This window comes from Pseudomonas viridiflava, assembly GCF_001642795.1.
Classification (GTDB): Bacteria; Pseudomonadota; Gammaproteobacteria; order Pseudomonadales; family Pseudomonadaceae; genus Aquipseudomonas; species Aquipseudomonas viridiflava.
Map to the genome: position 1 here is coordinate 272475 of NZ_LKEH01000047.1, position 15149 is coordinate 287623.

The 15149-nt window shown below is 61.1% G+C and carries 9 protein-coding genes; 4 read left to right on the forward strand and 5 right to left on the reverse strand.

The window, feature by feature from the left end; genetic code table 11:
• Positions 1–139 precede the first annotated feature (139 nt).
• The 3 genes from AO065_RS24280 to AO065_RS24290 are packed head-to-tail and all read right to left on the reverse strand — an operon-like array spanning position 140 to position 5023.
• A complete protein-coding gene (locus tag AO065_RS24280; RefSeq protein ID WP_004879444.1) occupies positions 140–1468 on the reverse strand; it encodes an HlyD family type I secretion periplasmic adaptor subunit in 1329 nt (442 codons plus the stop codon).
• Positions 1469–1480: 12 nt separating this feature from the next.
• Positions 1481–3631, reverse strand: a complete 2151-nt coding sequence (locus AO065_RS24285) for a type I secretion system permease/ATPase (protein ID WP_032650325.1) — start codon at positions 3629–3631, stop codon at positions 1481–1483.
• A 36-nt stretch (positions 3632–3667) separates the two neighbouring features.
• Positions 3668–5023, reverse strand: a complete 1356-nt coding sequence (locus AO065_RS24290; protein ID WP_004879449.1) for a TolC family outer membrane protein — start codon at positions 5021–5023, stop codon at positions 3668–3670.
• Between the two features lie 417 nt (positions 5024–5440).
• Here AO065_RS24290 and AO065_RS24295 point away from each other — a divergent pair, with 417 nt between their 5' ends.
• Positions 5441–8698, forward strand: coding sequence for a retention module-containing protein (locus tag AO065_RS24295; protein WP_004879450.1), 3258 nt, complete (start codon positions 5441–5443; stop codon positions 8696–8698).
• Between the two features lie 239 nt (positions 8699–8937).
• Here the strand turns inward: AO065_RS24295 and AO065_RS24300 are convergent, their stop codons facing one another.
• On the reverse strand, positions 8938–9339 hold the full coding sequence (locus tag AO065_RS24300) for a YbaN family protein (protein ID WP_032650323.1): 402 nt from the start codon (positions 9337–9339) through the stop codon (positions 8938–8940).
• A gap of 10 nt (positions 9340–9349) precedes the next feature.
• Positions 9350–9937 carry a UPF0149 family protein gene (locus AO065_RS24305; protein ID WP_004879452.1) on the reverse strand — a complete coding sequence of 196 codons (588 nt, stop codon included), beginning with the start codon at positions 9935–9937 and terminating at the stop codon, positions 9350–9352.
• A gap of 176 nt (positions 9938–10113) precedes the next feature.
• On the opposite strand from AO065_RS24305, the gene recQ reads away from it, so the two are divergent.
• From recQ to AO065_RS24320, 3 genes are all read left to right on the forward strand, one after another.
• A complete protein-coding gene (gene recQ, locus AO065_RS24310) occupies positions 10114–12243 on the forward strand; it encodes a DNA helicase RecQ (protein WP_043302792.1) in 2130 nt (709 codons plus the stop codon).
• A gap of 92 nt (positions 12244–12335) precedes the next feature.
• Positions 12336–12770 (forward strand): MarR family transcriptional regulator, encoded by a 435-nt coding sequence (locus tag AO065_RS24315; protein ID WP_004879459.1) that lies wholly within the window; start codon positions 12336–12338, stop codon positions 12768–12770.
• A 95-nt stretch (positions 12771–12865) separates the two neighbouring features.
• Positions 12866–15049, forward strand: coding sequence for a motility hub landmark protein FimV (locus AO065_RS24320; RefSeq protein ID WP_054540863.1), 2184 nt, complete (start codon positions 12866–12868; stop codon positions 15047–15049).
• Positions 15050–15149: the final 100 nt, after the last annotated feature.

A 15149-nucleotide genomic window follows, 5' to 3' on the forward strand; every position in this document is an offset into this window, starting at 1 on the left:
ACCTGTGGGAGGCGGCTTGTCGGCGATGAACGATGACGCGATTTCCTGACAGACCGCGTCAGCTGCATCGCCGGCAAGCCGCCTCCCACAAAATCGCTTTTTTTCAGTGGCTTACAGATTTCAGCAAGCGTTGCACGACTCACCGCTCACGCAACGCTTCGGCCCGGGCCTTGAGTACCGGCTTGAGCAGGTAATCCAGCACGCTTTTCTCCCCGGTGATGATGTCCACGGTGGCGATCATGCCGGGGATGATCAGCAGCGGCCTGCTGTCGCTGCCCAGGTGATTGCTGTCGGTGCGCACCTGTATCAGATAGAAGCTGTTGTCCTTGTCGTCAGTGATGGTGTCGGCGCCGATCAATTCCAGACGCGCAGGCAGGCCGCCATAAAGGGTGTAGTCATACGCGCTGAACTTGACCATGGCCTTCTGGCCGGGGTGCAGGAAGGCGACGTCCTGCGGGCGCACTTTCGCTTCGATCAGCAGGTTGTCTTCCAGTGGCACGATTTCCAGCAGGTCGCTGCCGGGCTGAACCACGCCGCCGATGGTGTTGACCTTGAGGGTCTTGACGATGCCGCGCACCGGCGACACCACTGTCGTACGGCTCATGCGGTCGTCGATGGCGATACGGCTGGCGCTGATTCGGGCCAGGTCGTTGCGCTTTTCGTTGAGTTCGCGGGCAGCGTCAGCGCGAAACGCGAGTTCCGATTCCTGCACCCGGCTTTTGATCTCACTGATGGCCGCCTCGGCCCTCGGGATCGCCAGGGTGTTGGCGTTCATCGAGCCGCGAAGCTCCACCGCGTTACGCTTGAGGCGCAGGATTTCCACCGGTGAAACCGCGCCCGAGCTGACCAGTGGCGCCGACATGTCCAGCTCCTGCTGAACCAGCGACAGGCTGCTGCGAAACTGCTCCTGTTTGGAGCGGAACTCGGCCAGCTCCTGGGTCTTCTGACGCAGTTGCTCGTTGAGCGTGCGTTGCTCGCTGGCCAGTCGCCGCTGCCGGGATGCATACAGCGCCTGCTCGTCGGCAGCCACTTGCGGGGCGCTGGACGTCACTTCAGCAGGCAACGTCAGCGAACGACCTTCGGCCTCGGCGGCCAGCCGCTCCACTTGCGCGGTCAGGGTCAGACGGTCAACTTCGCTTTCGCTGCGGCTGGACATGAATCGCGTGTCATCGAGGCGCAGCAGGGTGTCGCCTTTGTCCACCACCTGACCTTCACGCACGAAAATATCGCTCACGATCCCGCCTTCCAGGTTCTGGATGACCTGCACCTTGCTCGACGGAATGGCCTTGCCTTCGCCGGTGGTGACTTCTTCCAGTACCGCGAATCCCGCCCAGAGCAACGCGCTCAGCAACAGTGCGGCGGCAATCCACACTGTCAGGCTCATGGCGCGTGATGAGGGATCGGCCAGCGCGGCAGACCGATAGGGCAGGAACCTGTGCTCGACGTGACGGCTGCCGGACGTGGTCATGAATATTCTCCTTCAAACCGGCGCCGGGCCGATCTGGCCCTTGCGCAGTGCTTCGATGACAGCGTCCTTCGGGCCGTCTGCAACCAGCTTGCCTTGGTCGAGCACCAGTAGGCGGTCGACCAGGGTCAGCATCGACAGACGATGGGTGATCAACAGCAGGGTCTTGCCGGGAATCAGGCGATGCAGGTGTTGGCGCAGGTGTTCTTCGCTGGCGTTGTCCATGTGGCTGGTAGGCTCGTCGAGCAACAGAATGGGCGGGTCCAGCAGCAGGGCGCGAGCCAGCAATACGCTCTGCCGCTGTCCGCCGGAGAGCAACTGGCCGCGCTCGCCGACGGGCCGGTCGAAGCCTCGCGGATGACGCAGCGCCAGCTCATCGACACCGGTGATGCGCGCTACTTCCAGCATGCGCGTGTCGCTCACCTGGCGTGCGCCCAGTAACAGGTTGTCGCGCAGGCTGCCCGCCAGCAGCGGCAAATCGTGGGCGGCGTACCCGATCTGTTGGCGCAGTTCGCTGATATCCAGCTGCTGCAGGTCCAGGTTGTCGAACAGCACCTGACCTTCGTCCGGCGTGCGAAAGCCCATCAGCAGACGCGCCAGTGTGCTTTTGCCCGAGCCGCTGCGGCCAATGATGCCGACGCGTTCCCCCGTTTCCAGACTGAAGCGAACCCCGTTCAGCGCCGTTGCACCCTTGGGTTCATAGGCAAAACGCAGGTTGCTGATGCTCACCGCGCCCTTGAGCGGAGGTGTTTGCAACGGGCGTTTTTCCGGCGCCTGCTCCTGAGGCAATGCCATCAACGCGTCGGTACTTTTCATCGTCAGTTGCGCCTGCTGGTAGCGGGTGATCAGCCCCGCGACTTGCCCGAGCGGTGCCAGCACCCGGCTTCCCAACATGTAAGTCGCCACCAGCGCACCGACGCTCAGGTGCCCGCCGATGATGCTGTAGACCCCGGCGACCAGCGTGGCCATGCCGCAGAACTGCTGCACGAACAGTGTGCCGTTGCTGGCCAGTGCGGCGAGGTGACGGGCCTGGCTGTCCAGTCGGTTCAGAGCGCCGTGGGTGCTTTCCCACTGATGCTGACGTTCATTCTGGGCGTTGCAGGCCTTGAGCGTTTCCAGGCCGCCGAGGGTTTCGATCAGCAAGGCCTGACGCGCGGCACCCAGACTCAGGCTTTTCTGCACCGTGTCACGCAGACGAATCTGAATCGCCCAGGCAAAGGCGACCGTCAGCGGAAAGGCCAGCAGTGGAATCAACACCAGCCAGCCGCCCAGCAGACCGATGACCGCCAGCATCAGGATCGCGAAGGGCAGGTCAATCAGGCTGGTCAGGGTCACGGCGGTCAGGAACTCGCGCAGTCCCTGGAAGTCATGAATGCTCTGGGCGAAGCCGCCGACCGTGGCCGGGCGCGCCTTGAGGTTCATGCCGACGATGCGCTCGAACAGCGTCGCGGAAAGGATCAGGTCAGTCTTGCTGCCCGCCTGATCCAGCAGCCGGGCGCGGATCAGGCGCAGTCCCATTTCGAACAGCGTGCCGATCAGCAGACCGATGGCCAGCACCCAAAGGGTCGCGGTGGCCTGATTGGGCACCACGCGGTCGTAGGTCTGCATGACGAACAGGGGGACCATCAGGCCGAGCACATTGATCAGCAGGCTGGCGAGAATCGCGTCGCCATACAGTCTTCGGGACAGTCTTGCGGTGTCGCGAAACCAGGAGGTCACTCTGGGCAGCAGAGGCGAGCGCAGTTGTTCCAGTTCATGGTGCGGGCTGGCGAACAGCGCCTGACCGGTGTAGCGCTGCGCCAGTTGTTCAGGCGCGACCCACTGCTCGCCGCCCTGGTTTTCCGAGGGCAGGATCAGCAATCGGCCTGATTCGTCACGACGCACCAGCACCGCGCAACGGTGGTCCTTCAGCAACAGCAGCACGGGCAAGTTGAGCGCGTCGATCTGTTCCAGATTGCGACGCAGCCAGCGCGCCTGCAGACCGGCGCGGGCAGCGGCCCTTGGCATCAGCGAGGGTTCCAGCCGCTGATTGCTCATCGGCAAACCCACACTCAGGCTGGCGCGGCTGTTGGATCGGCCATGCAACCGGCAGAGCATCATCAGGCCGTCGAGCAATGGGTCCTCGACCTCGGTGAACGATGCTTCATGCGTATCGGCGTCAGGCATTTTCAGACTGTTCAAGAGCGTGCTCCCGTTCGCGGCTTATTTGAGTTCGGGCAGACGGGCTTCGCTCTGCACCTCGTTCAGCGCCACTGCTTCGGTCGGCAGTACCACACGCTGTTTGCGCAGCAGCTCACCTTCACTGGCCAGCACCCGGTACATGGCCAGTTCCTCGGTGTAACGCACTTCGGTGTAGCGACGGCTGGCGTTGTACAGCTCGTTTTCGCTGTCCAGCAGATCCAGCAGGCTGCGCTGGCCCAGCCCGAACTGATCCTGATAAGCCGTGCGCACGCGGGTCGTCGATTCGACGTACTCACGGGCAATCGGTGTCTGCTGACGGGCGTTGCTCATGGCATTCCAGGCCAGCGACATGTTCTCGTTGAGCATGCGCAACGCGTTGTTGCGAATGTCCAATGCCTGACCGGTCTTGTGCGCATTGGAGCGCATGCGCGCCTTGTCGCGGTTGCCGTTGAACAGGTTGTAATTCATCACCACGGCGGCGCGCCATTCGTTGTCGTGGCCGCGTTCGCCCTGCAGATTGTCGTTGGCCCCGACCGCCAGCTCCGCGTCGAAGCGCGGGTAGAAAGGGGCCTTGGCGATTTCGTACTGTTTTTCGGCCGCCTGGACATCGGCCTGCGCCGACTTCAGATAAGGGTTGTTGAGCAACATGCTTTGCTGCGCATCACTCAGGCTCAGCGGCACTTCGCCCTTGATCGAAGGTGGCGATTCCAGTTCGTCCGGCAGGCGACCCACGGCGCTCTCGAAGCTGGCTTCAGCGTCCGCCAGGTCCACCTGAGCGGTGTGAAAGTTATTCTGCGCCAGCGCCCGACGTGCCAGCGACTGATCACGGTCGGCCAGGCTGCCGACGCCTCGCTCGCTGCGCAGGTTGATCTGGTCATTGATGCGCAGGTGCGCTTGCAGGTTGTTTTTCGCCAGCGTCAACAGCTCACGGCGCTTGAGTACTTCCAGGTACACCTCGACAGCACGCAACGCCAGGCTCTGCGACGTCCCTTGTACGTAGTAGGCCCGCGAGTTGACCACCGCTTGTGTGCGGCCGACTTCGTTCGGCGTGTTGAAACCGTCGAACAACAACTGGCGTAGGCGCAGTTCTGACTGGGTGTAGGTCAGGGCTTCGGTGTTATGCCCATAGAGCGCGCGTGTGCTCGGGCTGTCGTTCTTCTGCCTGCCGTAGGCGGCAATGGCATCAACCACTGGCAGATAACCGCCTTTGGCCACATTCAGCTCTTCATCTGCAGACAATCGTTCATGTTTGCCTGCCTGTATTTCAGGGTGATTGTCGAGGGTGCTCTGAATCGCTTCGGTCAGTGAAATGGCGTGCGCTTGCGCACAGGCCACTGCCAGGACAACAGCACTGTAAAGCGGAGTTAAATCGCGCATGGAGGACTTCTCCGTAGGTGGTTCCTGATCGCCAAAAAAGTGACGATTCGTGTGGTGTCAGCCGTATCAGGCGTGTAACAACACAGCTAAGAACAACTTTGAGAAAACCTCAGACGCTTTTTTCATAAGGGTTATGCCAAAAAAAACTTATGCGGTTTTTCCATTTCGAGCGATGGTTGTTCGCTAGAAAATCGATGTTTCAAGCATTTATGGGCGTCAATAGAAGGTTGTCGTCGCACTGACGAAATATTGTCAGGCGTCTATGTGGACAGTTTTCAGCCCTGAGAGCCTCAAGCGCGAGGGATGTCGATATTTTGGCGATTATTATTTTTCAGCACCGAGGCGTTACACGCGTACCGAAGTCGAACGTGTTGCCAGGCAGTGACAGCGCTGATCATTACGACAGTGGAGAAGCCTATGGCGAGCGTCATCGGAACAGTGTGGAGAGTCTTGGGCGATGTGTTTGCAGTGGCGGGCAACGGTTCGAAGAGGCTGCTGGTCGCCGGCGATCGGGTGTTCATCGGCGAACAGTTGCAGGCCGGGTCTGACGGGGCTGTCGCTATCCGGTTGGAGAACGGTCGAGAGCTGACCCTGGGGCGCGACAGTCGCGTGCTGCTTGATGCGGCCGTGCTCGAGAATCAGGCTCCGCATGTGGAGACCCTTGATCCGCTGACGCCGACACTCGGCATCGTGACGGCTGCTGATCACGGGTCTTCGAGTGAGGCTGAAGCCAATGCAGGCGGTGGAGGGCACACGGTCGTCATGCTCAGCGAAACCGGCGGCGAGGTTCTGCCCGTGGTCGGCTTCGCTACCGAGGGATTGGTGATGACGCCGATCTTTCCCGAGGGGCGTGACGTTTTCGTGCGCGACGGTGGGGAAGTCGGAATACCGCCCGCTAACGTGATTCCACCTGCGCCTGAACCGCCCTTCGTCGAGCCACCTGCCACAGAGCCACCCATCACAGAACCGCCGATCATAGAACCACCTGTCACTGAGCCACCGGTAACCGAACCGCCATTGCCCCCTACAAATCCGCCTGTAGAGCCACCAACTGAGCCACCGGTCGAACCGCCTGAGCCCCCAGTCGAGCCCCCGGTCGATCACTGCGTCAGCGTATCGGGCAGCGAACTGACGCTTCACGAAGCCAATCTGTGCGGCGGCTCGGCGCCTGATCCGGCGGCGCTGACCCAGACCGGCAGCTTCATCGTCAGGGCGCCTGACGGTCTGCAGAGTCTGGTGGTCGGCGGCGTAGAAATCGTCAGGGCGGGCGTTGTCATGGACTTCTCTCAGCCTGTGCTGACTGCGCTGGGCAACAGCCTGAGCATCACCGGCTACGACCCGGTCAGTGGCCAGGTCAGTTACAGCTATACCTTGCTCAACCCTCTGGCGCACCCGGACGGCGAGGGTGCCAATACGCTGGGTGAGACCATTGAGGTAGTGGCCGTCGATCACGATGGAGACGTGGGCACTGGACAGCTGGACATCGTCATTGTCGATGACCAGCCGCTCGCCACCGACATTGCACTGACGGTAACGCCCGTGCCGCAAGACTCGAACCTGCTGCTGATCATCGACAACTCCGACAGCATGAAGGGCGCGAGCGGCGTCGATGGCCTGTCACGGCTGGACCTGGCCAAACAGGCAATCAACCAGTTGCTCGATCAATACGCCGCCATGGGCGAGGTTCGGGTGCAGATTGTGACCTTCAACAGCCAGGCCGACCTGCCCGGTTCGGTCTGGGTCGACGTCGCCAGTGCCCGAGACATTATCAACGCACTGGAGGCCGGCAACGGGACCAACTACGACGCAGCACTGGCGGCTGCACAGCATGCGTTTCTCAGCGCTGGCAGTCTGACGGGCGCGCAGAACCTGGCGTACTTTCTGTCGGACGGCAACCCTACGCTGTCCCCCGAACATTCCGAACCCAACCACCAGCCCGACCCGAGCCAGGGCGACGGCATCGATGCCGGTGAACAGGCGATCTGGACGGCCTTTCTCGATGCTCACGGCATCAAGTCGTTCGCCATCGGTATCGGCAGCGACGTCAGCCAGACGTACCTGGACCCTATTGCACACGATGGACAGTCCGGCACCGACATGCGCTCGGTGATCGTTCTGGAGCCGCGTGAACTGAATGCAGTGCTCAGTGGCACGGTTCAGGGCAGCACAGAGGGCAGCCTGCTTGCGGGCGGCACATTCGGTGCCGACGGTGGCTTCGTCAAGGTATTGATGGTCGACGGGTTGGCCTACACCTATGACCGAAGCGGGCAGGGCAGTATGAGCGGTAGTGCGGGGCAGGCCCACTTCGACAGCGCCGTCCGCACGCTGACCCTGACCACCCAGGCGGGCGGCACCTTTGTGGTGAACATGGAGAGCGGTGCGTTCAGCTACACGCCGGGCAGTTCGCGGACGCCTGTTACGGAAAACATCGGTTACGTGCTCAGTGACCATGACGGGGATCTGGCGGGCGCAACGCTGTCGATTCATGTGCGGCCCTGCGCACCGACGCCAGCGCCCGAAGCCGTTGCCGATCACATCATCACCAACATCCTCGCCCCGAGCATCGAAGTGCCCGCCGCTGCGTTGCTGGCCAACGATCATTCGCCCAGCGGTGATCCACTGAGCGCGACTCCCACCGTGTTTCAAACGGGCTGGCGGGACGCCGCTTCAGACTTCTCTTCGCCACTGCTGGACACGATCCGGTTCTGCGGACAGGAAGATGTACTGGAAAACCGGATCAAGGACCTGCAGCACTCCGATTTTCACGTCACTCATGCAGCGACGGCCACCGTACTGCTCAGCGGCTATCTGGGTGCCTGGCAGGGTGACACCTTCAATCATCAGGACCTGTACAGCGTTGAGCTGAAGGCGGGTGAAAAGCTGACGGTCGATACCCGGCAGCTTTCCGATCAGGTCGGACTGGCGTGGCAGATGGACGATGGCGAATTCCACAGTCTGGCGGTAGACGGTTCGTTCACCGCCAGTGAGGACAGCGTCTATCGGCTGATTCTGATCCACCAGCCTGATCCGGGCGTGTCCAATGAGGGGATGGATTACCAATTGGGCATGAGCATCGACTACAGTCAGGTTAATACCACCCCAAGTTATCTAGGCAGCTATCTCATCCAGGACGCGCATGGCGGACAGGACGCTGCGGCAGTCAGTATCGATTACCAGCATGACTCTTGGTTGCTCGGCACGGATGGCGACGATGTGCTGCTTGCGGCGGGAGGTCATGATTGCCTGAACGGCGGCAACGGCAATGATGTGCTGATCGGCGGGCCGGGCGACGACGTGCTGACGGGTGGTGAAGGGCAGGACCGGTTCATGTGGCTGGCGGGTGACACGGGCCATGATCGGGTGACTGATTTCAACGTCGGTATCGATAGCCTCGATCTGTCAAAGCTCTTGCAGGGCATGGGTGCGAAGGCTGAAACGCTGGAGGATTTTCTGCATGTCCGGGTCAGCGGTGTCGGCACACAACCGGTTTCGACCCTTGAAGTGGGCGTGGATGCGGGTCATCCGAGCCAGAGCATCGAGCTTGCGGGCGTCGATCTCGCCGCGCAATTCGGCGTCACCCCGGGAGCCGGTGGCTGGATTGCCGGAGGTGCAGACACTGCAACCATCATCAATGGCATGCTGGGGGATCATTCGTTGAAGGTGGATGTGGTTTAGCAACTGCTTCTGGAAAACACCTGACTGTGGGAGACGCCACCACGTCTTCGACGTAGCGCTGTCGCGCAGCAAATATCTGACCGTGGGAGGCGGCTTGCCGGCGATGAACGATGACGCGATTTTCCTGACAGACTGCATCGCCGGCAAGCCGCCTCCCACAAAATGGTTTTTATTCAGTGGGTTACGCATTTAGGAAAGGGACTCGTCCACGGTATTGAGGTTCATCAAGGTCCAGGAACTCAATGCCTGCGCAATGTCTTCTGCCTGAGGATATAAACCGTCACCAGCACTGCACTGACCAGCATGAAGCCACGAGCCCACGGCAGGGGAACGAGGTAGCAGGACAGGCTGATACTGGCCCACATCGTGCCAATCGCGTAGACCTTGCCCTTGAGAGGAATGCCGCGGCCTTCAAGGTAGTCCTTGATCCAGGGGCCGAGCCGCTTGTGATTGACCAGCCAGTGATAGAAACGAGGGGAGCTGCGAGCGAAACACGCGGCAGCCAATAGCAGAAAAGGCGTTGTGGGCAGTACTGGAAGCACAATCCCGACAACGCCCAGCGCAACGCTCAGCCAGCCGATGGCCATCAGAACATAGCGCACCGACCGGTGACGGCTGGTGCGCGTTGACTCCTGCGCCATAGGCGCGGACTCAGTGGTGACGGGGTTTGAGAATTGCCGGTTTCTCGTCCGGAGCCTGGCACAGCAGGTACAGCGCCGTGAGGGCTTCCGGGATCTGCACGATCATGTCGTCCATCAGGTTGGCGTCCTGAGCGATATCGGAGAACTCCGGTTGCTCGTCGAACAGACCCGAACCGACCATGATCGGCAGCAGCATTTCGCTGACTTCGTCTTCGGCGCTTTCGAACCAGGCATTTTCACGCAGGAACACGCCTTCCATGAAGCCGATGCACCAGCCGCGCAGATCCGAATCATCCGGGTCGTCGCCCAGATCCAGATCGCACGGCAGTTCGAACTCTTCGTCCGACGCCAGCTGGCGGGCGATATGGGCCTGCAATGCAATCAGAGTGGCTTCGATCTCTACCTGCTGAGCGTCGCTCGCGTAGTGTGGCGGCTCGGAGAACAGGGCATCGATCCACTCGCGCTCTGGCACGGGTTCGGAACAGATCGACAGGGCGGTCAGGTAGCCATGAGCGGCCACGTAGTCCAGTGCTTCTTCGTGCAGTTCATCTGCATCGAGGAAGACTTGCAGGCGGGTTAGTTGCTCAGCGAAGGACATGGACGCACTACCTTGGAAATAAACGATGCTGAATTCTAGGCCCTGAGCGCCTGTGGCGCCAGCGCGGCGGCCCATTGCAGTTAATTTCGACCACTCATGTCCCAGTCATCCATTGCCTGTGAGCGCTCGGGTATACTCCCCCGTTTTGCAGTGCAGCAGGACAATCTGGGGTTTTTATGCTCGAACAGGCACAACGCGTACTTAAAGACATCTTCGGCTATGACAGCTTCCGTGGTCGCCAGGGTGCCATTATCGAACGTGTAGCCAACGGCGGCGATGCACTGGTGCTGATGCCGACCGGCGGCGGCAAGTCCCTGTGTTTCCAGGTTCCCGGCCTGTTGCGAGACGGCCTGTGCGTGGTGGTTTCGCCGCTTATCGCACTGATGGACGATCAGGTGGCGACCCTCGAAGAACTGGGTGTTTCTGCCGCTGCGCTTAACTCCACGCTCAGTGCCGAACAGCAGCGCGACCTGGCCAACCGGATTCGTCAGGGCGAAGTCAAAATGCTTTACCTGGCGCCGGAACGTCTCGTTCAGCCGCGCATGCTGTCCTTTCTGCAAAACCTCGACATTGCGCTGTTCGCCATCGATGAAGCGCACTGCGTTTCTCAATGGGGACATGACTTCCGCCCGGAATACCTGCAACTGGGTCAACTGGCCGAACTGTTTCCCAATGTGCCGCGCATCGCCCTGACGGCCACCGCCGACAAGCGGACACGTGAAGAAATCGTCACGCGTCTGCACCTGCAGAATGCCGAGCGGTTTCTGTCCAGTTTCGACCGTCCCAACATCTTCTATCGCATCGTGCCCAAGGAGTCGCCGCGCAAACAGTTGCTGGCGTTTCTGTCCGAGCGTCGCAGCGATGCAGGGATCGTCTATTGCCTGTCACGCAAGAAAGTCGACGAGGTCGCGGTGTTCCTCAGCGACAACGGCTACCCGGCGCTGCCGTATCACGCAGGGCTGCCTTCCGAAACCCGTGCCGCCAATCAGAAGCGCTTCCTTAATGAAGAAGGCCTGATCATGGTCGCGACCATCGCGTTCGGCATGGGAATCGACAAGCCCAACGTCCGTTTCGTCGCACACATGGACCTGCCCAAGTCGCTGGAAGCCTACTACCAGGAAACCGGCCGGGCAGGGCGTGACGGTCTGCCTGCGGATGCCTGGATGGCCTACGGTCTGCAGGACGTGCTGATGCTCAAGCAGATGCTGCAGAACTCCGAAGGTGATGAGCGACACAAGCGGCTCGAACACCACAAGCTCGATGCGATGCTGGCGCTGTGCGAAGAAACCCGCTGCCGTCGCCAGACGCTGCTGGCCTATTTCGACGAAGACATGCCCAACCCCTGCGGCCATTGCGACAACTGTGTCGATGGCGTGCAGACCTGGGATGCCACCGAGCCTGCGCGTCAGGCGCTGTCGGCCATTTATCGCACCGGCCAGCGCTATGGCGTGGGGCACCTGGTGGACGTCCTGCTCGGCAAATCCAATGACAAGGTCGAAAGCTTCGGCCATCAGCACCTGTCGGTGTTCGGTGTCGGCAAGGCACGCTCCGAGGGTGAATGGCGCTCGTTGTTCCGGCAACTGGTCGCGCGGGGTCTGGCGGACATCGATCTGGAAGGTTATGGCGGACTGCGTCTGAGTGACACCTGCCGTCCGCTGCTGCGCGGCGAAGTCACGCTGGAACTGCGTCGTGATCTCAAGCCGCAGACCACCGCCAAGAGCCATTCCGGCAGCCCGGCCAGTCAACTGGTACGAGGCGAGGAACGCGAGCAGTGGGAGGCCCTGCGCACGCTGCGCCGCAAGCTGGCCGAAGAGCACGCGGTACCGCCTTACGTCATTTTCCCGGATTCGACCCTGCTGGAAATGCTGCGCAGCAAACCCGGTTCCATGGCTGAAATGGCCAGGGTCGGTGGTGTCGGCGCGCGCAAGCTGGAGCGCTACGGCGAGGCATTTCTGGAAGTGCTCAGCGGCAAGGCCGAAGCGCCACGGGTGGTCACCGACCTGCGTCATGAACTGATCAGTCTGGCGCACGCTGGCATGACCCCGGCGCAGATTGCCGGCCAGTTGCAGTGCTCGGAAAAGAATGTCTACACCCTGCTGGCCGAAGCCATCGGCAAACAGCAATTGTCCGTCGAACAGGCACTGGATCTGCCCGAGGACCTGCTGGGCGAGATTCAGGATGCGTTTCTGGACGGGGAAGGTGAACTGCCTCCGGTTTCTTCTGTGATCGAACAATTCACTGGGCGTGTTCCCGAAGGTGTGCTGTATTGCGTGCGCGCCGCCCTGCAATCCGAATTCGAGATGTAGGAACCTGCGACGAGACGCCACGGTGGGGCGCTTGCCTGATTGCAAGGAGCATGCTTAGCTCGCTAATAGTTAGTTTTGATCACGAGTGCTCTATGCCATTGACTGATGAACATCGTTTCGGGATGCAACTCGCACAGATTTCCCGTGGCTGGCGGGCCGAACTGGATCGTCGTCTCGCCGGTCTGGGCCTTTCTCAAGCTCGCTGGCTGGTGCTTCTGCACCTTGCCCGCTTCGGTGAGGCGCCCACCCAGCGTGAGCTGGCCCAGAGTGTTGGCGTCGAAGGGCCAACCCTTGCGCGATTGCTCGACAGCCTTGAAGGCCAGGGACTGGTGCAGCGTCAGGCAGTGCTTGAGGACCGTAGGGCCAAGAAAATCGTGCTGTGCGACACGGCTCTGCCATTGATCGAACAGATCGAAACCATCGCCAATGTGTTGCGGATCGAACTCTTCGAGGGTGTGGATGAGGAAGACCTGCGGGTGTGCGTACGCGTGCACTCGCGAATTCTGGCCAATCTCGAAAGATCCTGAGACGAGTCTGCGAGTTCTCCCCCATACTCTTGCCACGGATAGTGAAGTTCATCGGGATAGGTGAGAAGCCTGCTGTGGTTTCCATAAGGGTTAGCATGCTGAAGAGTTCTCAGGCGAGTACGGGTCGCACCGTCGGTCATCGTTTTTACACGCGCCTGATGGCGGCGTCTGTCATAGCCTCGACACTGGTTTATTCGTCGCTGGCATCAGCGTTGGGACTGGGTGAAATAACCCTGCACTCGGCGCTCAACCAGCCGTTGAATGCTGAAATTGCGCTGCTGGAAACCGATGGTCTGAGCCCCGACGATGTGGTGGCCAGGCTGGCCTCGCCAGAGGCATTCGCCAAGGCAGGCGTCGAGCGCGTGTTCTTCCTGAACGATCTGCGTTTCACCCCTGTTCTGAACGGTGGGCGCGGCGTGATCCGGGTGGTTTCGCACAAACCGGTCACTGAACCTTACTTGAGTTTCCTGGTGCAGCTGTCTCGCCCCAATGGCGATCTGCTGCACGAATACACGGTCCTGCTCGATCCTGCCACGTCGCCCGACGGCGTCGCAGCGACCCGCAGTCGCAACACGCAGCGCACAGCGCAGTCGGCGGCTCCCGAGTCGCGCATGCCGGTCGCGCCGCCTGCCGCTGTCAAAGGCAAACACTACAAGGTGGTCAGCGGCGATACCCTGAACGCCATTGCCGCTCGTGTTCAGGGTCAGGGCAGCAATGTCTCGACCATCCAGATGGCCGACGGCATACGGCTGCTCAATCCTCAGGTATTCGCCCAAGGGGCAGGCCTCAAGCCTGGGCAGGACTTGTTGCTGCCTGATTCGGCGGTGCTGCCCACAAGTGGCCCTTCGGCAGCCAGTCCTGCCGCGCCATCCGTTCAACCTGCCGAAGTCCGGGAGGCGGCCGAGCAGATGGCGACGGCCGCCATCGAAACCCAGCAACTGACCAAAGCGCTTGAAGAACTCAAGGCGCAGACCGCCGATCTGCAGGACCAGTTGGTCGGCAAGGACAAGCAGATCACCGCGCTTCGAACCGATCTCGTGCAGGCTCAGTCCGGCGCCAGCAAGGTGTCGACACCGCCACCGGCAGTCGTGCCTGTTCAACAGCCTGTCGTGGCAGCGGCTCCCAGCGAACCGTTCCTCAGCATCCCAGTGCTGTTGGCCGGTCTGTTGATCATCCTGCTGCTCCTGGCATTTGCCTATAACAGAAGACGGCAGCAACGCACTCAGAGCGTGACCCCTGCCGTTACGCCTGACGAGCCGCTGATCAAACCTGCTCAGGCCGCGGTTCTCCCGGTCTTCGAAGTGCCTGCGGTCGCGCCACAGCCGGTGGTCGCCCCTGTCGCCGCACCCTTGGTCAAGGCCTCGTCTTCACAACGCATGGCCGGCGCTGCCCCCGATGCGCTGGACGGCGTCAGCATCTACATTGCCTACGGGCGCTTCAGCGAAGCGATCGGCATCCTGCGCAATGCGCTTGAAAAACAGCCGGAACGTGAAGACATTCGTATCAGGCTGCTCGAATTGCTGGCCGAGCAGGGCGACAGTACCGGTTTTGCTGCCGAGGAACAGTCGGCGTTGAACCACGGCGTGACCCCGCAAGCCATTCAGGATGTTCGTGAACGTTATCCGCAGCTCAAGACGCGTGAGGCGCTCGCTGCCTCCACAGCGTTGACGGCCGCTGCTGTCGGGGCTGTTTCGCTGGCCAAGAGCGGGCCTGAGTCCAACGCTGCGGCTGCGCCCGATCCTGTTTCAGAACAGGAGCAGCCTGCCATCACGCAGTTGGACGAAACTACGGCAGCAGCGCTGAATCCCGAGCCGTCAGACGAATTCCAGCTGAACCTGGACGAGTTGTCGATGGACGCTGACTGGGATCTGGTCGATCCGTTCGACGCGCCACCTGCCCGCACCAAACCCGCCGATCGGCCTGAAGTAGATCCGGGGTTTTCTTCGGATCTGAATCAATTGCCGGAAGTGTTCGAGCTGTCCGACGAGCAATTCCTCAGCGACTTCTCGGATTCGGATGCCGTAGAACCCATCGAAGTGATTGCGCCGTCCGCTGCAGACGATTTGAGTGATGACTTCCTCGACAGCTTCATGAGTGACGATTCGGACTTCGACCTGCTGGATCTGGAGGAGCCACCGCTGAGCCAGATCAATCAGGCTCAAGTGTTGATCGACGACGGGGATATCGAGTCGGCCCGTGAAATCCTGTTGCAGGTGATCGCCGAGTCTGACGAAGAGCATCAGCGTCTGGCGCGGGAACTGTTGGCGGGGATCAGTTAAGAGGTGTTATCCGCAAGTCTGCCTCAACCCTGATCGTGCCCATCGCTCCGCGTGGGCATGCCTCCCGTGACGCTCCGCGTCACAAATGGCACAGACTGTG